The 21,946-nt window shown below is 51.4% G+C and carries 20 protein-coding genes; 8 read left to right on the top strand and 12 right to left on the bottom strand.

The genetic code is table 11. From position 1 onward, the window contains the following. Positions 1 to 44 precede the first annotated feature (44 nt). Together ACJJIN_RS23075 and ACJJIN_RS23070 are read left to right on the top strand one after the other, a co-directional pair. Positions 45 to 635 carry an SIS domain-containing protein gene (locus ACJJIN_RS23075; protein ID WP_108734203.1) on the top strand — a complete coding sequence of 197 codons (591 nt, stop codon included), beginning with the start codon at positions 45 to 47 and terminating at the stop codon, positions 633 to 635. Between the two features lie 3 nt (positions 636 to 638). Then, the gene (locus ACJJIN_RS23070; RefSeq protein ID WP_413663022.1) at positions 639 to 1,229 is read left to right on the top strand and encodes a BON domain-containing protein; all 591 of its coding nucleotides are present in this window, start codon (positions 639 to 641) and stop codon (positions 1,227 to 1,229) included. A gap of 70 nt (positions 1,230 to 1,299) precedes the next feature. On the opposite strand, the gene ACJJIN_RS23065 is transcribed toward ACJJIN_RS23070, so the two are convergent. Further along, the gene (locus ACJJIN_RS23065) at positions 1,300 to 2,490 is read right to left on the bottom strand and encodes an acetyl-CoA C-acyltransferase (protein ID WP_444896362.1); all 1,191 of its coding nucleotides are present in this window, start codon (positions 2,488 to 2,490) and stop codon (positions 1,300 to 1,302) included. Positions 2,491 to 2,664: 174 nt separating this feature from the next. Here ACJJIN_RS23065 and ACJJIN_RS23060 point away from each other — a divergent pair, with 174 nt between their 5' ends. Next, complete coding sequence (locus ACJJIN_RS23060) at positions 2,665 to 3,261, top strand: LemA family protein (RefSeq protein WP_444896361.1); 597 nt, start codon at positions 2,665 to 2,667, stop codon at positions 3,259 to 3,261. A 2-nt stretch (positions 3,262 to 3,263) separates the two neighbouring features. Beyond that, on the top strand, positions 3,264 to 5,171 hold the full coding sequence (locus tag ACJJIN_RS23055; protein ID WP_444896360.1) for a M48 family metallopeptidase: 1,908 nt from the start codon (positions 3,264 to 3,266) through the stop codon (positions 5,169 to 5,171). Positions 5,172 to 5,209: 38 nt separating this feature from the next. Here ACJJIN_RS23055 and ACJJIN_RS23050 read toward each other — a convergent pair whose 3' ends face one another. The 9 genes from ACJJIN_RS23050 to zapE form a co-directional block, all read right to left on the bottom strand. Next, a complete protein-coding gene (locus tag ACJJIN_RS23050; protein WP_413663026.1) occupies positions 5,210 to 5,833 on the bottom strand; it encodes a Yip1 family protein in 624 nt (207 codons plus the stop codon). Between the two features lie 107 nt (positions 5,834 to 5,940). Further along, positions 5,941 to 7,182, bottom strand: a complete 1,242-nt coding sequence (locus tag ACJJIN_RS23045; RefSeq protein WP_444896359.1) for a GGDEF domain-containing protein — start codon at positions 7,180 to 7,182, stop codon at positions 5,941 to 5,943. Between the two features lie 80 nt (positions 7,183 to 7,262). After that, entirely contained in the window at positions 7,263 to 7,658 is a 396-nt protein-coding gene (locus ACJJIN_RS23040) for a ClpXP protease specificity-enhancing factor (RefSeq protein WP_108735312.1), read from the bottom strand. 25 nt (positions 7,659 to 7,683) lie between these two features. Continuing rightward, the gene (locus ACJJIN_RS23035; RefSeq protein WP_108734210.1) at positions 7,684 to 8,310 is read right to left on the bottom strand and encodes a glutathione S-transferase N-terminal domain-containing protein; all 627 of its coding nucleotides are present in this window, start codon (positions 8,308 to 8,310) and stop codon (positions 7,684 to 7,686) included. Between the two features lie 107 nt (positions 8,311 to 8,417). Further along, positions 8,418 to 10,619, bottom strand: coding sequence for a ubiquinol-cytochrome c reductase (locus ACJJIN_RS23030; protein WP_444896358.1), 2,202 nt, complete (start codon positions 10,617 to 10,619; stop codon positions 8,418 to 8,420). Beyond that, the gene (petA, locus tag ACJJIN_RS23025) at positions 10,616 to 11,215 is read right to left on the bottom strand and encodes a ubiquinol-cytochrome c reductase iron-sulfur subunit (protein WP_413663029.1); all 600 of its coding nucleotides are present in this window, start codon (positions 11,213 to 11,215) and stop codon (positions 10,616 to 10,618) included. Before petA ends, ACJJIN_RS23030 begins: the two co-directional genes overlap by 4 nt. 302 nt (positions 11,216 to 11,517) lie before the next feature. Then, positions 11,518 to 11,910, bottom strand: coding sequence for a 30S ribosomal protein S9 (gene rpsI, locus ACJJIN_RS23020; protein WP_413663030.1), 393 nt, complete (start codon positions 11,908 to 11,910; stop codon positions 11,518 to 11,520). A 15-nt stretch (positions 11,911 to 11,925) separates the two neighbouring features. Further along, positions 11,926 to 12,354, bottom strand: a complete 429-nt coding sequence (gene rplM, locus ACJJIN_RS23015; protein WP_108734214.1) for a 50S ribosomal protein L13 — start codon at positions 12,352 to 12,354, stop codon at positions 11,926 to 11,928. 114 nt (positions 12,355 to 12,468) lie between these two features. Beyond that, positions 12,469 to 13,593, bottom strand: coding sequence for a cell division protein ZapE (gene zapE, locus ACJJIN_RS23010; protein ID WP_444896357.1), 1,125 nt, complete (start codon positions 13,591 to 13,593; stop codon positions 12,469 to 12,471). Positions 13,594 to 13,938: 345 nt separating this feature from the next. On the opposite strand from zapE, the gene ACJJIN_RS23005 reads away from it, so the two are divergent. Continuing rightward, entirely contained in the window at positions 13,939 to 14,379 is a 441-nt protein-coding gene (locus tag ACJJIN_RS23005; RefSeq protein ID WP_282933890.1) for a Z-ring associated ZapG family protein, read from the top strand. An 88-nt stretch (positions 14,380 to 14,467) separates the two neighbouring features. Here the strand turns inward: ACJJIN_RS23005 and sat are convergent, their stop codons facing one another. Further along, positions 14,468 to 15,658: a sulfate adenylyltransferase gene (sat, locus tag ACJJIN_RS23000; RefSeq protein ID WP_444893019.1), complete on the bottom strand. Its 1,191-nt coding sequence runs from the start codon at positions 15,656 to 15,658 to the stop codon at positions 14,468 to 14,470. A 431-nt stretch (positions 15,659 to 16,089) separates the two neighbouring features. Here sat and ACJJIN_RS22995 point away from each other — a divergent pair, with 431 nt between their 5' ends. The 3 genes from ACJJIN_RS22995 (at position 16,090) to ACJJIN_RS22985 (ending at position 20,598) form a co-directional block, all read left to right on the top strand. Then, positions 16,090 to 18,729 (top strand): RIFT barrel domain-containing protein, encoded by a 2,640-nt coding sequence (locus ACJJIN_RS22995; protein WP_444898284.1) that lies wholly within the window; start codon positions 16,090 to 16,092, stop codon positions 18,727 to 18,729. 271 nt (positions 18,730 to 19,000) lie between these two features. Beyond that, a complete protein-coding gene (locus ACJJIN_RS22990; RefSeq protein ID WP_444896356.1) occupies positions 19,001 to 20,143 on the top strand; it encodes a trypsin-like peptidase domain-containing protein in 1,143 nt (380 codons plus the stop codon). A gap of 20 nt (positions 20,144 to 20,163) precedes the next feature. Beyond that, positions 20,164 to 20,598, top strand: coding sequence for a nuclear transport factor 2 family protein (locus tag ACJJIN_RS22985; protein WP_444896355.1), 435 nt, complete (start codon positions 20,164 to 20,166; stop codon positions 20,596 to 20,598). 37 nt (positions 20,599 to 20,635) lie between these two features. Here ACJJIN_RS22985 and hisD read toward each other — a convergent pair whose 3' ends face one another. Continuing rightward, on the bottom strand, positions 20,636 to 21,946 hold the full coding sequence (gene hisD / locus ACJJIN_RS22980; RefSeq protein ID WP_444896354.1) for a histidinol dehydrogenase: 1,311 nt from the start codon (positions 21,944 to 21,946) through the stop codon (positions 20,636 to 20,638).

Here is a 21,946-nt window from a genome sequence, read left to right as displayed (position 1 = left end):
TGTCAAGTTATGGTGAGTTCGAGCTCACCTGAATTAAGGACACAATGGAACAGCGAGTCGTAACCCTTTTTCACCACAGCCTTGAAGCCACAATGAACGCTGGCGAGATACTGGCCCCGCTGATTGCAGAAGCCAGCGAAATGGTGGTGCATACACTCTTGGCTGAGAGCAAAGTCCTGCTCTGTGGCAATGGTGTCAGTGGCGCATTGGCGCAAAGTTTTAGCTCGCAACTGACCGGCGGCTTCCAGCGCGAACGCCCCGGCCTACCGGCTATGGCCCTCAACAGCGACGGCGTCTCCATGGGCACCGTTGCCTCGAACCACGGCGGTGCAGACACCTTCGCACACCCCGTTCGCGCCCTGGGGCAGCCCGGTGACCTTCTCGTAATTATCAGCAGCGATGGGCGCGACTCAAACCTGGTTCAGGCCATGCGTGCGGCTCGGGACCGGGATATGGGCATACTCGCACTGACCGGCGGTGATGGCGGCGACTGCGCCGCCCTGCTCGATACCCATGATATTGAACTACGGGTGCCATCCGATGTCGCAGCAGAGGTACACCAAGTACATCTTCTGACAATTTTTTGCCTGTGCGACCTAATCGACAGTAGTTTGTTTGGTGGCTACGAGGAATAAACGATGAACAACAAAAAGTTGACCCTGGGGAAATATCTCCTGGCTGCCCTTGCGGCAACCACCTTGTTAGCGGGATGCAGCACTGTATTGGAGGCCACCCATGACGGCCCCATACAACAGGACCCCGGCGAGCGATCTTTTGGCACCTATATTGATGACCAACGTATCGAGACGGTGACCACAGTCAATATCAACAAAGCTCACCCGGACCTGAAAACCTCGAATATCAATATCAATTCTTTTAATGGTGTTGTACTGCTCACCGGCCAGGTGCCCAGCCAGGAACTGCGCCTGCTTGCCGGACGCACGGCGGAACAGGTACAGAATGTTCGCCAGGTCTACAACGAAATTCAGGTGCGCGGTAAAGTCACTTTACTGGCTAGCACCAGCGATACCTGGCTAACCACCAAGGTGAAAAGCAACCTGTTTGCCAATAAGGAAGTAGACAGTGGTCGCATCAAAATCGTGACCGAGAATGGAGTTGTTTATTTGATGGGACTGCTAACTCCCGCTGAAGCGGAACGGGCAGCCGAAGTGACCCGCTCGGTAGGCGGGGTACAGAAGGTTGTGAAAGCAGTGGAATATATCAACTAATCTTTCCCGCACTACACAAACAAAAACGGAGGCAATTGCCTCCGTTTTTGTTAGCGCTCAAGCCTGTAACTTATACGCGCTCTATAGCAACCGCTGTAGCCTCACCGCCGCCAATGCAAAGGCTTGCCACGCCCTTCTTGGCGTCGCGCTTTTCCATCGCTGCCAACAGGGTAACCAGGATACGGGCACCGCTAGCACCTAGCGGGTGGCCGAGGGCACAGGCACCACCGTTAACATTGACCTTTTCCCAGGGCAAATCGAGCTCACGCATTGCAGCCATAGTCACTACCGCAAATGCCTCATTAATCTCGAATAGATCCACATCTGCCGCAGACCAACCGGCATTTTCCAGCAGCTTGTGCATAGCGCCGACCGGGGCCGTAGTGAACCACTCGGGCTCACGGGCAAACTGGGATTGCCCTTTGAGAACAGCCAGAACTTTCAAGCCGCGCTTCTCAGCTTCACTTTTGCGCATCAACACCAGCGCCGCAGCACCGTCAGAAATAGAGCTAGAGTTCGCCGCGGTTACAGTGCCGTCTTTACGGAACGCGGGCTTCAGTTGAGGGATTTTGTCTGGACGGGCATTACCTGGGGCCTCGTCAACACTCACCTCGATCTCACCTTTGCGAGAGGCAATCGTGACCGGGGCAATTTCACGGGTAAAATCTCCACTCTCAATCGCAGCCTGGGCACGCGCCAGAGATTCCAGGGCAAAAGCGTCCTGCTCTTCGCGGGTGAAATCGTACTTATCGGCAGTAGATTCGGCGAAAGTACCCATCAGCTTGCCATCTGCAGCATTTTCCAGGCCATCCAGGAACATGGAATCTTTGACCTCTCCATGACCGAGGCGCATACCAGAGCGGGCCTTGGCCAGCAGGTAGGGGGCATTGCTCATGCTTTCCATACCACCAGCAACGATAACCTTACCCTCACCCATCAGCAGGGCATCGCGAGCCATCATCACAGTCTTCATTCCAGAGCCACACACCTTGTTAACAGTGGTGCAAGGAGTGCCAACCGGGATGCCAGCACCCAGTGATGCCTGACGTGCCGGAGCCTGACCAACACCTGCCGGGAGCACACAACCCATCAGCACTTCATCCACATCGGCAGGTGCCACACCCGCGTCCTCAAGGGCTGCGCGAATCGCCGCAGCACCCAACTGCGGGGCAGTGAGGGCTGAAAGGCTGCCCTGCATAGCGCCCATTGGCGTACGCGACATTCCGACAATCACTACTGGGTCCGAAGTTACATCACTCATTCTGGCTGCTCCAAGTTCTGTGCCGCCATCACTGTGGTGGCGGCAATTGTTTTAATGTCGCCGCATTATAGCCGAAGCCCCACCCCGCTCCGCCAGGGGTGCGGCCGGTGCGCATCAGTATCAGCCCATCGTGTTACTATTTACGCCACCAACAGGGATAAATAGGGGAGCGTTATGGGATCTACGGGACTTATTGTGCTGGTGGTAGTCATCGCACTGTTCTTTTTCATCATCAGTATCTTTAACAAACTGGTTTCACTGAAAAACCACAGCGAAAATGCTTTTGCGCAGATAGAGATACAGTTAAAGCGACGCCACGACCTGGTACCAAATCTGGTAGAGAGTGCCAGCGCATACCTGAATCACGAGAGGGAAACCCTGGAAGCGGTAATCAGTGCGCGTAATACCGCAATTTCAGACCTTAAATCTGCCGCTAAAAACCCTACCAATCCGGCCGCTATCGATAAGCTCGGCCGCGCAGAAAACCTTCTCAACAGCGCCCTCGGCCGCCTGAATATGGTGATTGAGGCCTACCCGGAACTGAAAGCCGACCAGACCCTCCGCGAACTCAACGAGGAGTTAAACAGCACCGAAAACCGCGTGGCATTTGCACGCCAAGCTTTTAACGACTGCGTCACCAGCTACAACATCTACAAGCAGAGCTTCCCCCCAGTATTTCTGGCCGGCCTTTTTGGCCACAGAGCCAACGCCCAACTGCTTGAGTTCGCAGACTCAGAAACCTTTCAAGTCGCGCCACGTATCGAGTTTTAAATATGAACTTTTACGTTCACCAGGACAAAGCCAAGCACAGCAGTCGTTTGCTGGTTTTCCTGTTCAGCCTGGCCGTCATTACCCTAATCAGTTTGAGCACCCTGGCTACGGCAGCCATGGTGTCACTGTCTCGCGGCCAACCATTTACTCCCTTTGAAGTTGTGCAACTTCTGGGCTGGGAGAGCCTTGGCTCAATAGCCTTTGTCATCGGTACCGTCGTTATCCTGGGCAGTCTGTACAAGTTCCATCAATTATCCCCTGGGGGAAAGGCTGTGGCGGAATCCCTGGGAGGGTACAAGCTTAATACTTCCGCGCGAACTGAGCGGGAAAAGAGAGCACTCAATGTTGTGGAAGAGATCGCTATTGCAACAGGTATTCCGGTACCCGATGTCTACATCATTGAGGACAGCACCATCAATGCCTTTGCCGCTGGCCAAAACCCTACCGACGCCATTATTGGCCTGACGCGGGGCTCCTTGGAAAAGCTTACCCGAGAGGAACTACAGGGCGTTGTTGCCCACGAGTTCAGTCATATTCTCAATGGAGACATTCGTCTAAACACCCAGATCACCGGGCTGTTACATGGAATCTTAATTATTGGACTTTTGGGACAGCTCCTTGTCAGAAGCCCGGTACCCCACAGGCGCATAACCCCCGTAAGATATCCTCTACTAGGCCTGGGAATAACCCTGATTATCCTCGGCTACACCGGTACGCTAATCGGCAACCTGATCAAGGCCGCTGTCAGTCGGCAACGGGAGTTTCTTGCCGATGCCTCCGCAGTACAATTTACTCGCAACAACCTCGGTATTGCCAACGCGCTGAAAAAGATCGGTGGCCGCGATGTAGGCTCAGAACTCAGCAGCCCCAACGCAGCAGAGTTTAACCATATGTTGTTCGCGGTTGGGGTAAAACACTCTCTGCTCAGCCTTTTTGCCACTCACCCTCCACTACCGGTGCGCATAAAGAGGCTAGAACCCGCCTGGAATGGCCTATTCGCCAATACGGAAGAGCAGGTAAAAAGTGAAGCCCAGACTTTAAAACCCAGTGAATTGCAAAATCCTCAGTTCGCCATGGCCGCTCCTACAACGCCTTTCCAGGCTGCTCTGGATGCGGTGGACAACAGCATTGCCAAGCCAGATACACATCAAGTCGAGCTTGGACATCAACTACTGAGCTCTATTCCACCCCTTATCCAGCAGGCTGCACACGAACCCTTTACCGCCCGGGCACTGGTTTACTACCTTCTTCTGCACAAGGATAAAACCGAGCGAGACAAACAGCTTAACCTCTTGGAGAAAATTGCCCACCCCGCTGTTATCCGCGAGATGAAAAAACTCACACCACATATGGAATCACTGCCGAGCAACGCTCGCCTCGCATTGATAGACCTATGTATCCCGGCCTTGCGTGCCCTAGTCCCCCAGCAGTACCAGATCTTTAAACGAAACCTTATCAAGCTTCTACACAGCGATGGGAAAGTTGAAGTTTGGGAGTGGGCCCTGTACCGGGTATTAATGCACGCGCTCGACGGCGCTCCAGATCGACAGCGCCTCTCCCACAGCAAACATGCCAACAAAGATGCTTCACGATTTATCATTGCAGCCATCGCCCATGCGGGAAACAGCCAATACCTTCCAGCAAAACGTGCTTATGAGAAGGGACTCAGTGCTCTCAGGCTTGAAATAACCCCGCTACCCGGCATCGCTGATATCACCCTACCACGACTGGACAAGGCCATTGCAATCGCCAGCCTTATCCCACCCCTGGAGAAACCCGACTTACTGAAAGCGATTGTGATCACCTTGAATCACAATGGGGTAATTAAAGCGGAGGAGATCGAACTGTTAAGGGCCGTCGCTGACAGCCTGGACTGCCCTATGCCACCGATTATCGATAAGTCTAGGTAGCCGCACAACGCCAGCACAAATGCTGGCGTTGTGAAACCTCAATGGGCGTGGTGCTGATAAACCGGCCCGATGCCCACACTCCATAAAATGACGGAGCCAATAAGCACCGTAACCATCATTACCAAGGCAACGGTTAATACTGCACAGGCATACAGAAATGCTCGATCCTTATTCATATTCATCAGGATCGGAATGCCGGCAAAGACCAGGTAAATAGAATACATCCCGGCAATGCCTACGGACGCCATCGTGAGCCAGGGGTGTGGATAAAGGACGACGATACTCGCCAGGAAGATTGGCGTAGTAATAAACACCGCAAGTGCCGTGCCTTCATAATGGCGCGTGGGCTCATCTCCCTCAACTCCGTAGGATCGCGCCATCCAGTTAATGAACTCTCCGAGGCAATAGACGCCAACCAGCAATGCAAAATAAGTAACAACCGACAGAACAGCCGCACTTTCAGGTGTCAGCTTTGCCAGATGCCCCCCAACCTGGAAGCCTACCCGGGTAACCCCAAAGTAACCGGCCACGGTAGGAATCAACGCCAGAAGCGGCACATGAGTTACAAACACCTCAAAAAAAGAATGGCGATCAGCGCGTATCGCTTTCCACTCTTTTTCCGGGTTGGTAAGAATACCTATTGTATGACTGAGTATCCGCACACCAAATCTCCCTTCCAATACCCTGCTTTGCAGTATCGGTGGCGCACAACAGATTGACCAATGCCAAAAGGGAATTAAGCGTCACTTTCAAATTTACTTGATTTATATCAGCTGTGGACAGACAGGCAATTTCGCCCGCTGCGCTTTGCTTTATAAAGCGCTTGATCAGCCGCTTTAAGGATACTCTCGGGTTTCTTTAGTTTTTTATTGCGGTGGGCAACGCCAATACTCACAGTAACTTTCACTGGCTTCCCTCCGCCCTTTCCCCTGAGCGAAGCCCCTGCGGCTAGACGCCCCGATGACCTCAGGCGCAGTGGGTAGCTTGAGATTTTCTCCCTGATTTTTTCCAACAGAACTTCTTTCGCCTCGCGACTGCGGCCCGGAAGATAAATAACAAACTCCTCGCCTCCATAGCGAAACACGGCACCGTGAGAGTGGCGCGCGAGTTGAGCCGCAACCATTTGCAAAGCCTGATCACCCACTTGGTGCCCATAGCGATCATTCAGCTTCTTAAAATGATCGATATCAACCATGGCAAGACTGTAATTCCATGCCGGCGTCAGCATCTGATAGCGGAAGGCCCGCCTGGAATGAAGCCCAGTCAGCTCATCGCGAAACGCCAATTCATAACTGGCCCCAAGCAGCGAAGCGACCAACAATACTCCTGCTACAAACCCGGTAAACTCGAGAGGAAGGCTCAACCAAACACTGCACAGCAGCAAAATAGAACAACTAAACAGACCCATAGCGGTGGGGCCAGGGTAGAGAAAAAGTAAGGCAAAAGCACCGAGAGCGGAGACACTGCCAATCAATTGTGGCAACGAAAATGCGTCGGGTAAAAACCCGGACAACCCGCTGGGCAAATTCTCGACCGGAAATGCCAGCCTCAGCGGCGCGCAGCAATCGTAGAGCAAGACAAAACCCACCCCCTCAGCCAGCAAAAACAGGCCCCACAGCAGCCCAAAAATACTGAAGACACTGCGATCACGACTGCAAGTAAACAGAACAAGATTTACCGCAACTAGTGAGAGATATAGTGGGAGATCCCTGTGCAAGCTGGGGAGCAACTGGGAGTGAGCCGCGATGTATAGGGCCATGATAAGCAGCGCTGCAAGCGCAACCCGGCTCGAGCGAAAACCAAAACTGAGCAATGCCGCCATAGCCAATAGCAACACAGGCAGCTGCGGACTGTATAAGTGGGTCAGATCGATCCAGGAAAGATACTGCGCAACGAGAAGCACCAGAAGCATCCCTGGCAGCCAAATAAAGCGCAGCCATTGAAGGTACGGCGGCATGACATTCGCGGCAATAAAAGATAACGCGACATTATACGGACTTGGGACAAGCATATACCCGGAACCGGGTCACAAAAGTGGAGGAAGGGAACTGGCAGGGCTTCAGAAATCTGCCCCACCAGCGAAAAGGAGCACTATTTAACGACACGCAGAGCCGGTTTTTTCACCGATTTTTTACCCAAACTGGTGGGTGGCGTCGGTTCGGGCGGCTCTGGAGTTTCCTCGGCCTCAAATACCATCCCCTGCCCGTTTTCCCGCGCGTAGATTCCGACCACAGATCCCACTGGAACTTGGATATCTGTCGGAACCCCGCCAAAACGGGCGTTAAACCTGATGGCGTAATTATCCATAGTCAGACTGGCAACCGCTGATTCCGAGATGTTCAGCACTATCTGACCATCGTCGTTCACATGTTGTTGCGGCACCAAAACACCGGGGAGGTGCGTATCAACCAGAATATAAGGAGTGCACCGGTTATCGGTTATCCACTCGTAAAACGCCCGCAGAATATAGGGACGATTGGATGTCATGGCCGGCTTGCTCACCAGTATTCCCTCAACGCATTTCCCGTTCGTATTCGGTCAGACTCTGCTGGAATGCCTCGCGGGCAAACAGGCGGTCCATATAATCCAGCAACGGCTTAACCTGTTTGGTTTTCGGAAGGCTGATTTCAAACTGCTCGAGGCGCCACAACAGCGGGGCCATGCAGCAATCTACCAGAGAAAACTCTTCATTAAAGAAGTACGGCAGGTCGGTAAACATCGGAGCGATACCAACCAGGTTGTCGCGCAGTTCTTTGCGAGCGGAGGCCGCGTCCTTACCACCGGCAAGGATCTTGTCCACCAGAGGACACCAATCGCGCTCGATACGATGCATGATCTGGCGGCTCTGCGCGCGGGCAACCGGGTAAACAGGCAGCAGCGGCGGATGCGGGAAACGCTCGTCCAGATACTCCATCATCACTTTGGTCTCGAACAGAACCAAGTCGCGATCTACCAGGGTTGGCAGGGAGTTGTAAGGATTGAGGTCAGCGAGTTCAGCTGGTTTATCATCGGCGTCCACATCGGTGATATCGACGGAAACCCCTTTCTCTGCAAGTACGATACGTACTCGGTGGCTATAGTGGCTGCGACCATCGGAGAAGAAGGTCATCGAGGAGCGCTTGTTGGTAGGCACACCCATGTTCAAACTACCTCAAACTTTAAGCCGGCTAGAGCCGACCTTTTATTCAAAATATAAAAGGGCAGTGAGTAAACCCACCACCCATTAGAGACAAACTAGCGACGGCTTTAGTGGTGCACGTCTTTCCAGTATTCGCGGTTCAGCAACCAGGCGAAGATAAAGAACACAAAAATAAACGCCAGCACATAGAAGCCAACACGTTTGCGATCTTCAGCCATCGGCTCAGCAATGTACTCCATAAAGTTGACGAGGTCATACATTGCCCCATCAAACTCTTCCGGTGTCATAGAGCCTTTCACCTTACCGACCTCCAGGCTACCACAAGCGGCGTCCATAATCGGGTTGCCGAGCTCATCGCGAACAACTTTACCGTGATCGCGCTTGGGACCAGGGGCACATTCCTGCAAACCCTGCAGTTCCATCAAAACGTGAGGCATAGCCACACTCGGGAAGACCTTGTTATTTACCCCAGTAGCACGACTGTCGTCCTTATAGAAGCTGCGGAGGTAAGTGTAGAGCCATTCCGGTGAGCGAGAACGAGCAACCAGCGTCAGGTCCGGCGGCGCGGCGCCGAACCATACTTTGGAATCATCTGGACGCATGGAGATCGTCATCAGGTTGCCGATTTTGTCATCACCCAAAACCAGGTTCTCCATCATCAACTCAACCGGGATATCCAGGTCAGTGGCCACACGCTCCCAACGGGAGTAATTGGCACTGTGACACCCCATGCAGTAGTTGACGAAGTACTTGGCACCGCGCTGCAGGGACGGCTTGTCCCGCAGATCGATATTGATGTGATCCAGCTCCACTTCAGATTCTGCACCTACCGCTTTAATCGGGATAAAGGTCAGCAGGCCGACAACGATAATACCGATAAACAGGATGCCGAAAGTTTTACCACCAGACGGGCTGGTTACACGCTCGGGCTCAGGGTAAACCTCATCGCGATTGGTAATCCAGGGCAGCAAAGTAAAGAAGGCAGCGAGCAGCAGAGTTACAACCACCATGAAAGTATTCACGGAGTAATTAGCTACCGCCATCCACAGGAACAGCACGCCGAAGATGACACAAACAGCCCAGGAGCCAATGCCTTTCTTACTCTTCGGATTCGTCCAAACCGGCATGGTCAGGAAGAAGGCGAAGTAGAACAGGGTCGCTACCTGAGACAGGAAGTTACGATCCGGGGTCGGAGATTTAACACCCAGGTAGCCAAGGATAATAAATACTGCAGCAAACAGAAGCAGCAAGCCCTTCGGCAACCAACCCTTGTAGCGGATCGAGCGAACCGGGCTCTTGTCCAGCCAAGGCAATACAAACAGCACAGCAATAGCGGCACCCATGGCTACCAAGCCAAGGAATTTCGCAGTAAGCGGACCGATATCCATGGTAACCGCACGCAGGATTGCGTAGAACGGCGTGAAGTACCAAACCGGAGCAATATGCGGTGGTGTCTTCAGCGGGTTCGCTTCTTCGAAGTTAGCGTACTCCAGGAAGAAGCCGCCCATTTCCGGGAAGAAGAACACAACAGTTGCGAAGATAAACAGGAATACCGCGATACCTACCAGGTCGTGAACAGAGTAGTAAGGGTGGAAAGCAATACCGTCTTTGGGGATGCCGTTCTCATCCTTGTTCTTCTTGATCTCGATGCCGTCTGGGTTGTTGGAACCCACTTCGTGCAACGCCAGGATATGCAGAACTACCAGCAATACCAATACCAGCGGCAGTGCAATAACGTGCAGGGAGAAGAAGCGGGTCAGGGTAATACCAGAGATCAGATAGTCTCCGCGAATCCACTCAACCAGGCTATCGCCAATACCGGGAATTGCTCCAAACAGAGAAACAATTACCTGGGCACCCCAGTAGGACATCTGGCCCCAGGGCAGTACGTAGCCCATAAAGGCTTCTGCCATCAGCACCAGGTAGATACACATACCGAAGATCCACACCAGCTCGCGGGGCGGCTTATAAGAGCCGTACATCAAACCGCGGAACATATGCAGGTACACCACCACGAAGAAGGCAGACGCACCTGTGGAGTGAAGATATCGTATCAACCAACCCCACTCCACATCGCGCATGATGTATTCAACCGAGGCAAATGCCTCCTCGGCAGAGGGGTTGTAGCTCATAACGAGCCAAATACCGGTCAACAGCTGGTTGACCAGGACCAATAGGGAGAAAACGCCGAAGAAATACCACAGGTTAAAGTTTTTGGGCGCGTAGTACTTGCCCATATGCTTATCCCAGGCCTGGTAAATGGGCAGTCTCTGATCTACCCAATCACCGAAATCTGCGAGCCATTTCATGCGGTGCCCTCCTGGTCTACGCCAATCACGATTACATCGTCGTTTTCATAGGAATAAGGCGGCACCTCCAGGTTGGTAGGCGCGGGAACACCGGTATAAACACGGCCAGCCATATCGTATTTGGAACCGTGACAGGGACAGAAGAAGCCACCCATCCACTCATCGCCACCCAGATCGGCAGCACCCACTTCCGGGCGGTACATAGGCGCGCAGCCAAGATGCGTACACAGACCAACCAACACCAACAGCTTTGGCTTGATAGAGCGGTTTTCCGGATCTACATAAGCTGGCTGGATAGACTCCTCGGAGTTAGGGTCGCGCAGTAGAGGCTCCACTTTCTCCAGGTCTTGCAGTATTTCATCGGTACGGCGCACAACATAGACCGGCTTACCTCGCCACTCTACAGTGACCATTTGGCCCGGTTCAACTTTGCTAATGTTGTATTTAACCGGAGCGCCCGCAGCTTTCGCCTTGGCACTCGGCTTCCAGGAAGCGACGAAGGGAACGGCAACCCCCACCGCACCCGCGCCACCAACAACTGAGGTGGCAGCGGTTAGAAAACGGCGCCGTCCTACATTTACACCGTCATCACTCATGACGTAGTTCTCCCATCACAGCGACCCCGATAGCCCGGAGATTCGCTGGCCCAAACCCAAAAAGTCTTGAAAGAAGTCCCGCCCCGGCAGATTGCCCGCGCGAATAAACCCCACAAATCAAGCGGATACAAATCGGCGCAATGTTAAAGAAAATGCCAATTTGATACAAGGCAATGCTATGGGGAACGTCGGGAATCACGCGGCGAAACCGCGATAAATCCAGCAAAAGTCATAAGAGCGCTGGATAACCACAGATACGGGAATATAAAAAAGCCCGGCAAAAGCCGGGCCAAAAAGAAAGCTTAACGCTTGGAGAACTGCGGCTTCTTGCGCGCTTTGCGCAGACCCACTTTCTTACGCTCAACCTCACGGGCGTCGCGGGTAACATAACCAGCGGCGCGCAGCGGTTGACGCAGCGCTTCATCGTACTGCATCAGGGCACGGGTCAGGCCGTGACGGATAGCACCCGCCTGACCAAAGGAACCGCCACCTTTAACAGTAACAGTGATATCGAATTTCTCGACCATTTCAACCTTTTCCAGCGGCTGACGCACGATCATGCGAGCCACTTCACGGCCGAAGTATTCGTCCAGAGTGCGACCGTTTACGGTGATCTTACCTTCACCTGCTGTGAGAAATACACGAGCAGTAGAGGTCTTGCGGCGGCCGGTACCGTAGTATTGAGTAGTTGCCATCAGATTTATTCCCGTTTAGATCGCCAGTTCAATCGGCTGTTGAGCCACATGAGGATGTTCACTGCCGCTGTATACTTTCAGCTTCTTGAACATGGCACGACCCAAAGGACCTTTCGGCAGCATGCCTTTAACGGCGCTTTGAACGGTGCGCTCGGGCGCTTTTTCGATCAGCTTTTCGAAGCTGATGGATTTAAGACCACCAGGGTAGCCGGAGTGGCTGTGGTAGATCTTGTCTTTGGCCTTGTTACCGGTCACGCGAACCTTTTCTGCGTTGATTACAATGATGTAATCGCCAGTGTCCACGTGGGGCGTGTATTCAGGCTTGTGCTTGCCGCGCAGGCGGGTTGCGATCTCGGCAGCAATACGGCCGAGGGTCTTGTCCGCAGCGTCAACAATGTACCAGTCGCGTTTTACCGCCTCTGGCTTGGCACTGTAAGTCTTCATGTTATAAACACCTGTAATATGACCCCCAGAATTAGGGGCCGTCCCACAAAAGAGCGCGGATAGTACAAAAGGAGTGTATGCTTTTCAAGCGGAATTTACCCCGACTCGACAGACTTATTCGGGGCGATGGGGCCGCTCCAGATATTCGCGGGACTGCATCTCCAAAAGCCGACTCACCGTGCGTTCAAACTCAAACTTAAGATTCCGGCCGATGTACAGTTCCTCAGCTGGAACCTCCGCAGAAATCACCAACTTTACGCACCGGTCGTAAAATTCATCCACCAGATTAATGAAGCGGCGCGCCTGGGCATCCATACGCTCATCAAACTTGACCACCGACCCCAGAAGCACCGTATGGAACTCCCTGGCCAATTCGATATAGTCATTTTGCGATCGCGGCCCATCACACAGATCCACAAAATCAAACCAAGCAACATCATCCGCTACTTTCAAGGCTCGAATTGGGCGCCCCTCCACTTGCAGCTGAACCTCGCTACGGGCTTCGCAGCCGCTGACACTCAGCTGTGAAAAACTCTGCTCCAGACTGCTATCTGCCTCAGGTCCCAGCGGAGAATGATATAGCTCCAATATTTCCAGGGTGCGCAGCCGGTAATCGGTACCGCTATCGACATTAACCACCTTGGTGTACTTCTCCAGCAGATCAATGGCCGGAAGAAACCGCACCCTCTGCAACCCATCTTTATATAAACCTTTGGGCACAATATTCGAGGTCGCCACCAGAGCCACCCCTCGGCGGAACAATGCATCCAACAGGCCGGCCAATATCATGGCATCGGCAATATCTGAGACGAAAAACTCATCAAAGCAGAGCACCCGAGCGCAGCGGGCAATCTTATCTGCCACCTTCTCCAGCGGATTCTTCTCCCCAGCGTACTCCTTTAGATCCTGGTGAACTCGACGCATAAAGCGATGAAAATGGGTACGCTGTTTTTCCGCGAACGGCAGGGACTCAAAAAACGCATCCATTAGGTAGGTTTTTCCGCGGCCTACCCCACCCCAAAAGTAGAGACCCTTCTCGGGCTCATTAGCGCCACTGCGAATACGGGACAAAAAACTGACGATCGCACCGCGCTCAGACCGAGCCACCAGGCGCCGATGAAGATCTTGCAGCTCCTCAACTGCCTGACGCTGAGATTGATCCTCAACAAAGTCAGGGCGCTGAAGGTCACTCTCATAGCGCTCAAGAGGAGAAGAAAATAGTGGTTTGGCGGGCAACATAGAGGAAAATTTCTTCGACTACTGAATAACTGGCGCGCACTCTACCAAATTCAACCATTCAGCGCACAGGACAAGACAGTCGACACCTCAATTACCAGTGCAACCATCCGAAATAGCCAGCCCTCCCTGCAAACTGGAACCAGGCGCCAAGCATTCTGTCGCAATTAGCCGACAACATTGAATTGTCAGCGTAATAATCGCGTATACTGGCCACTCTATTATGAGGGGCTACAGCCACGTAACATCGGCTGCCCACAGTGCAGACACCGGCAAAGCCGAACACAGGCAGCCTCACCTCTTCGCGAGGTGATCTGTACAATAAAAAGCAAGTTGAGGAGGTAGTAAGTGCACTCTACATCGGTATTAATTCTAGTCGGCGTCCTCGGTATGACCCTGGGTGCATTCCTGGCATTCCTGGCTGTGCGCGGGCGTACCAGTGTGGAGCGTTCAGAGGAGCTGGAGCAGAGACTCCGTGAGGCCAACAACAAGCTCGAAGATTTCCAGTTACAGGTCAACGATCACTTTGACCAGACTTCACAACTCGTCCACAACCTCACCGAAAGCTACAAAGAGGTTCACGAATACCTCTCTAATAGCGCGCTGCGCCTATCCAGCCAGGATATTGGTCGCCAAATGCTGAAAGCCGGTAGTGGGAAATTAAATGACAACGATGAAAAGCTGCAGGATATAGAGCCACCTCGCGACTGGGCCCCAAAAGAACCTGGCGCCAAAGGTACTCTTGCCGAAGACTATGGACTCGAAAAAGAGGCTCACGAAAGCAGTTAGGACAGACTGAGTCCACCAGACAGGGGACTAACACAGTTTTTCCAGATATAAAAAAGGCGGGTAGTTACCCGCCTTTTTTATTTGGCACCTACAGACTCTGGTAATAGTCCATCAAAATCTGCGCCACTTCAGGACGGGAAAACTCTGGGGGCGGCGCAATACCATCACCCAACATTTCACGTACCTTGGTGCCCGAGAGCAGAATAAAGTCTTCTTTGGTGTGATCCGGAACATCACGCATCATAACCACCTTATTCAATTTCTTGGAATAAGCAGTGTGATCAGCACGGAAGATCTCAATCTCAAGAGCACCCTCGGGTACCTTCTCATCAAAAATAGTCTGCGCATCAAAAGCGCCATAGTAATCGCCAACGCCAGCGTGATCGCGACCTACAATCAGGTGGCTACAGCCACAGTTCTGGCGGAATACGGCATGCAGTACTGCTTCGCGAGGGCCAGCATACAGCATATCGAAGCCATAACCGGTAACCATCACAGTATTTGCCGGGAAGTACAGCTCTACCATCTTGCGAATGGAAGCATCGCGCACCGGAGCGGGGATATCGCCAGGTTTCAACTGGCCAAGCAACATATGGATCAGAACACCATCCGCTTCTACGCCATCCAGGGCCATTTTGCACAGTTCTTCGTGAGCACGGTGCATCGGATTGCGAGTCTGGAAGGCTACAACCTTATTCCAGCCACGCTCCTTGAACTCATTGCGAATTTCAACTGCAGTGCGGAAGGTGTCCGGAAAGTCACTTTGGAAGTAGCTGAAGTTCAATACTTCAATCGGCCCTGAAACCAGAGTGCGGCCAGCAGATTTGAAGGTTGCAACACCAGGATGTTTCTCATCCAAAGTGCCAAACACCTGCTCAGCCATGGTGTCCATTTGCTCTTCAGAGATGGTTTCGATCGCTTCAACATCCATCACGGCGAGAACCGGGTTACCCTCTACGTTCGGGTCGCGCAGGGCAATACGAGAGGCACCCTCGATTTCACTGGCATCTTTTACAACGTTAACAACCGGCACCGGCCAGAATAAACCATCTACCGTGCGCAGGGTTTCAGCGACACTCATAGCATCTGCCAAATTCATATAGCCGTGCAACGGATTAAAGTACCCCGCCCCAAGCATTACCGCATTGGCGGCGGCAGCAGAACTGACCACGATTGACGGCAGGGACTCCGCTTCGTGCATCAATTGGTGATGCCTTTCACTGTCATATACAAAGCGCGGCTGAAGCTCAACGCTGCCATGGGGGCGAACTAGGGACATTTAGGTCTCCAAAAACAGTAGTTACCGGTTAGTCTTAAAATTTTGACTGGCCATTATACGCATCTATCGCAAGCGACCAATTTCAAAAGGATACATGGGCCATATTATACGCACAGATAGGGAAGCTTTAGGCCCCTGCATCCAAGAGCAGGGCAAAGCACCCACTAAGCACTAGAAAATCCCACCTACTTAGTAAGCCCCCAACTTTGACGCGTAATGATCAGTAATCCAGCAGTACTCCAAATTCACTAATCAAATTATTACTATTTATTTATCAATTGGTGACACCTATAAGTGCCAACAATTGATGCAAGAGGTAATCAGATATCACGGTAAATCCCCCTAGCACCCAGAGGCGATTAGCCAACATTTAAGGGGGCCACCTAGATCTTGAAATAACACTCAATATGGAGATCACCAACTTGAATCCAATGAATGTAAAAGTGCTGCCAATAAGACATAAAACAATCGCAACTACAGGGATGGCGCTACTAGCCTCACTCACCTTTAGCGGTAATGCTATTGCCACAACTGAATCCACCCCTCTTCCCAGTAAGATCAATATTGAAGTAGCCTTGCCTGACCAACGCTTAGGGGGAGCTGATAACAACTTCTCAGAGATACTCGGTTTTGGCATCCCATTTAGAAAAGGTGTTATGAGTCAATCCGACCTACTCAATACTCGGGTAACTTGTACTCAGGCGGAGCAAGAAGAAGATGTTCCCTCTCATCAAGAGGTAAAAAATGTTTGGAGCGATGGAAGTGTTCGCTGGGCCTGGGTTGAATACCAGTGGTCTCCTGAATATTCTGGGTGTGAACTAAATCTCACCCCCCAGCAAAATCCAAGAGAAAATACCTTACAAGGTGGGATCACCATTGAAAATATGGAAGATGATTTCATAACTATTAACACAGGGAAAATTCGACTAGCATTTAACAACACTTCTCTATTCCCTCAGAGCATCGAGCAGTCCAGCAGTCAAATTTCTGTGCCCATTTTAAACACCTCCATACTCCCTCACTTTTATTTGAAAGATAGCTCGGACTGCGATCCAAGTGACTGCACTACAACATCCAAGTTAATCGACAACGTTCACTGGAAGGTTGAACGCGATAGTCCTCTACGAATGATCATCACCGGAAGAGCAAATTACGTAACAGAGAGCGATGCTATATTAGCCGAAGCTCAAGTCAGATTTACACTAAAACACAACTCTGACATCATCGATATTGAACACACTTTATTTAACATCAAGGAGGAAATTCAATATAGAGAGCTAGGAATAATGTTAGAGCCTACTGATCAGTTTGAGCTCTTTGCATCTAGCCAGGAGCGGGCTGAAAACACGTTAACCACCGAAAACAGCAGCCTAACTACATCCCCATTCATATTTTGGTCCACTGAAGATGAAGAGTACATTCAACACGTTGACTACAAACTAAGATCCATTTTTGATAGCTTCCCTAAGGCATATGTTCAAACAATCTCGGAGGTGACAGACTTCAACAGCCCTGAGGATGTGATCAACCACTATACAGAAAAACCCTTTCATTTAGGCACTGCCCGCACTCACAAATTACGAATATCCTTTCCCCCCCAAGGTTCCGACAACACCGCCATAGAAAACTATCTCCTTCAAACCCTAATTTCACCACACTTGGCTTACATCGACCCTGAATACATTACGCATGTTGATAACGCTGTATTTCCAGTAATGGCTACCTACCTACAGGGAGTCGATTACAACAAAAATCTCGAGGATTTGCGTTCACAATGGTTTGATCATTATTTAGAGCAAAGTGAATGGTATCCACTTAGCGGCTGGTACGATTATGGGAGAGTACCTTACAACCGCTTTATGAAAAATCCATCACAAAACTCTGAAGGCAACTTTGATATTTACCCAAACTGGTATCGGCAAACCATTTCTCACTACCACATTGTTCGCAATAGTATCTTCAGCTGGGCCCGCTCTGGAGACCGAAAATATATAGATTTTGCCCGCAAAGCGAATCGGCACACCCGGGACTTCCACTTTTCTCACAAACTCGAAACAGATATATCCAATGCCCCCCACTTCACAGGTCAATACCTGGGCGGTAAGGACTCACAATTTCCCTTTTATTGGACAAGACCTGAGCTAGACGTTATGCAACAGATAAGTGATGGGGAGGACCTTTCCTCAATTATGTATGAATATTTTCTTTTTGATGACCTTGCCAGTTTCGACACATTGAAAGGCTATCAGGATTTCATCTACGACCATATGAATCCACGCCCATACCCCACAGACGCCTCCCCAATAGAACAGCGGGAGCACATAAAGATACATTACTTTACCAGTACACCTTTTCCCTCGATGTCTGCGATGCTTAGCACCCACAAAGCCCTCACAGGCAGAATAGAGAATGGGCAAGTGGTTCACGAAACCAAGATAAGGGATGCTTTAGAGGAGTTTCTGCCTCACTTTTACAGTCAGAGTGAAGCCTTTGCTTTATCACCCGATTACTGGCAAGAAAACTATCCAGGCCACAAAGACCTGAAGGTCCACTACAAACTTGATCGCAAGCTGTCAGCCCTTCTCGATGCGCACTACTACTTTCATGCTGAGCCTACATCGAGTACCAACCTTGACTTGTCATTGCTGCCTCAGCAATTAGCCAATGTATATCTAACACCCGAGTCAGATACCACCTTTGACACAGGTGTTTTCGTCTCGCAAAGTTTGGCGCCCATGTTTAATGGCATCGGCTATCAAGCTACTTGCAATCAGGAGAGTAAAGCTGCTTTAGAGTGGAACTTAAGTGTGGCGGATGCGCTCTTTCAAGAAATGAAAGATCATAATGTCGACTTCAAAAGCAGAATTGATGATATGCCAACCGTGAACAACACATCAGGATGGTTTGCTTTTAAATCACAATATTTACAAGACAACCACGACACGGCACTCGAGGCCGAATATCATATAGAACCTTCTCGCAATGCCTACATGCTTTACGCCCTGCCTGTCGCTATTGAATACGCTAGAAATATGACCACCCAATGCCTTGACTCCCCGCACAGCCACTAGAAGCAGATATAACAACAACCGCCACCAATTTGCCATACGGCGCTAGTGGCGGTTCCTCTGACACAAAAGTTCTAAACGAGGTACCAACTAGAGGTGCTCTATTCCCAGAAACATAACAATTGACAACCCGTAAGCAATACAGAGCTCCAGATTGCCCATTACACCGTGACATCAGCTCTACAAGAGAGGACGAGATTTTCCCTCTCTTCATGCTGTCCACAGCGATTCTCCCTAAGGACGTGTGTATAATCAGGGCAAAGAGGAGTCACGAGTGTCCCAGAACCGATTTCTACAAGATTGGGCCCTACCCGCCCTGATAGGCCTTGCCATGGCCGCCCTGCTCTTGGTTATATTCCCTCAACTGCGTGGTGCCGCCCCCAAGATAGATGTAAACAGCATCCAAGGTCCGGTTTCCTATGCCCATGCCGTCAATGTGGCAGGTCCCGCTGTTGTGAATATCTATACCCGCATGGCCATGCCTAAACGCCAGCATCCTCTATTTAACGACCCTCTTTTTAGGCGTTTATTCGACAATATGGACGTGCCACAAAGGCAGAGGATGCAGTCCAACCTTGGATCAGGTGTCATTGCCAGCGACAACGGTTACATTTTAACCAATCATCACGTCGTCGATCAGGCTGATGCCATTGTTATTCTTTTAGCTGATGGACGGGAAGCACAAGCAAGACTCGTCGGAAGCGATACCGATTTTGACTTAGCCGTCCTCAAGATTGATCTAGATGGGCTGACTTCTATTTCTGTTGGTGAGCCCGACAGGGCGCAAGTGGGCGACGTCGTCCTCGCAATCGGCAACCCTTTTGGTGTTGGACAAACTGTGACCCAAGGTATTATCAGTGCGAAAGGCCGTCACCTTGAAAACTCAGGTACCGGCAGCTACTTACAGAACTTTTTGCAGACGGATGCTGCAGTCAATCCGGGGAACTCAGGAGGCGCCCTGGTTGATTCCCGTGGACGCCTGCTCGGTATCAATACATCAATACTCAATCAATCCGGTTATTCCGGCGGTATTAGCTTCGCTATTCCAGCCAATATTGCCTTTAAAGTAATGCAGGATATCATCGCTTACGGTCGCGTCGTGCCCGGCTGGCTGGGTATTGAGGCCACCGGCATAAGTCCCCAAATGGCCAAGGAGTTCAATTTAAATTCCACTGGTGGTGTATTGGTGACAGCTATCTACAACGAAGGCCCCGCACATATTGCCGGCCTTCAACCAGGGGATGTCATTACGCAACTAGATGGCTTACCCATCGGCGATGGCAAGCAAGGGGAAGCAACTATGGCCACCCTGCGCCCCGGCGACACTATCTCCATCACTTTTATTCGCGATGGGGCACCCTACACAGTTGAAGCAACTGTTTCAGAAGAACCCCAAACAAAGACGACGATAGAATAAATTCATAAGGAAATGTCTCTATGCGCTCACTGGTATTAGCCTTGCTCTTTATTACCTCTACTGCGCCCGCAATGGCTGGGGATAGAGAGGACTTGCACCAATTGCTGACAAACTTTATCGGAAAAGCCGCCACTGATTCCCAGGCCCACCAACGATTCTGGGCTGAGGACCTGATATACACCAGCTCTGGGGGAAAGCGCTTTGGAAAAAGCGAAATTATGCAAGGGATGCAAACACCCCCTACAGAGCCCATAACGATGAGCTATGCTGCCGAGGAAATTGACATCCGACTACTGGGCGATACCGCTATTGTTGCATTCAAGTTATCTGCAAACGATAGCAGTAAGGATGAGCAACATTATTATTTTAATACCGGCACATTTGTAAAACGGAAGGGTGAGTGGCGCGCCCTTGCTTGGCAGGCTACCCATATCCCCCTGATAGACCAATACTGAAATAGCCCCGCAGAAAGAAACCTGCCGGATGCAACGTTCAAGAATCTTTGACTCGGTACCCGGCAGAGCGAGCATGAGCATCTAAGCCCTCACCCAGAGCAAGAGTATGCGCTACGCGCCCCAAGGTATCAGCACCTTTTTCAGAACAGTAGATCACCGAACTCCGCTTCTGAAAATCGTAAACTCCCAGTGGTGAGGAAAAACGGGCAGTGCCACTAGTAGGAAGGACATGATTGGGGCCAGCACAGTAATCCCCCAATGCCTCTGCCGTATAGCGCCCAAGGAAAATGGCTCCGGCATTCCGGATCTCAGGAAGGTAAGCCTCAGGATTATCTACTGAAACTTCCAGGTGCTCCGGTGCAATCCGATTAGAGATTTCGATCGCCTGCTGTATGGACTCCACTTGGATCAACGCTCCACGATCAGCAAGGGAACGGGAAGCAATCTCAGCCCGAGGTAACTCGACCAAAAGCCTTTGCAGCGAACTCTCAACCCGATCTAAGTACTTGGAGTCAGGACACAACAGAATTGACTGCGCCTGTTCATCGTGCTCAGCCTGTGACAACAGATCCATGGCAATCCAGTCAGGATTTGTTTGCCCATCACAAATCACCAGAATTTCAGAGGGGCCAGCAATCATGTCGATAGCAACATGACCAAAAACAGCTCGCTTGGCACTGGCCACAAAGATATTCCCCGGGCCAACTATTTTATCCACCGCGGGAATAGACTCAGTACCATAGGCTAGCGCCGCTACTGCCTGGGCACCACCAATCGTAAACACCTGGTCCACTCCAGCTATTGCCGCTGCCGCCAACACCAGGTCGTTCAGCGCCCCTTTCGGAGCCGGCACCACCATATTTACGGCGTCAACCCCGGCAACTTTTGCAGGAATTGCATTCATAAGCACGGAAGAAGGGTAACTCGCCTTACCTCCAGGAACATAAATGCCGACACTTTGCATTGGGGTAATCTGCTGCCCCAGCACAGTTCCATCGAGCTCCGTATAGCGCCAGGACTCCTGTCTTTGATGCTCGTGGTAACGCCTCACTCTATTAGCAGCTGCCTCCAGGGCCTCGCGCTCCTCGGTACTTATACGGTCTAGAGCCGCGGTAAGCTCAGCAGCCGGCAGAGCAAAGTCTTTCGCGCTTTCCAGGCGCCGATGATCAAAGCGGTTGGTGAACTCGATAACAGCCATATCACCATGAGCGCGAACACGCTGCAATATTTCTGCAACGATACTTTCAACCTCTTGATTTGCCACTGCCTCCCAAGCCAATAGCTGCTTTAATTGGCCATCGAAATCTCTATCGACCGTATTTAGCCGACGAATTACTTTGCTCGTCAT

The organism is Microbulbifer maximicatervae (SeqCode), from assembly GCF_052467505.1.
The sequence above is the reverse complement of the archived record's forward strand: the minus strand, read 5'-3'. Positions and strand labels throughout refer to the sequence as shown.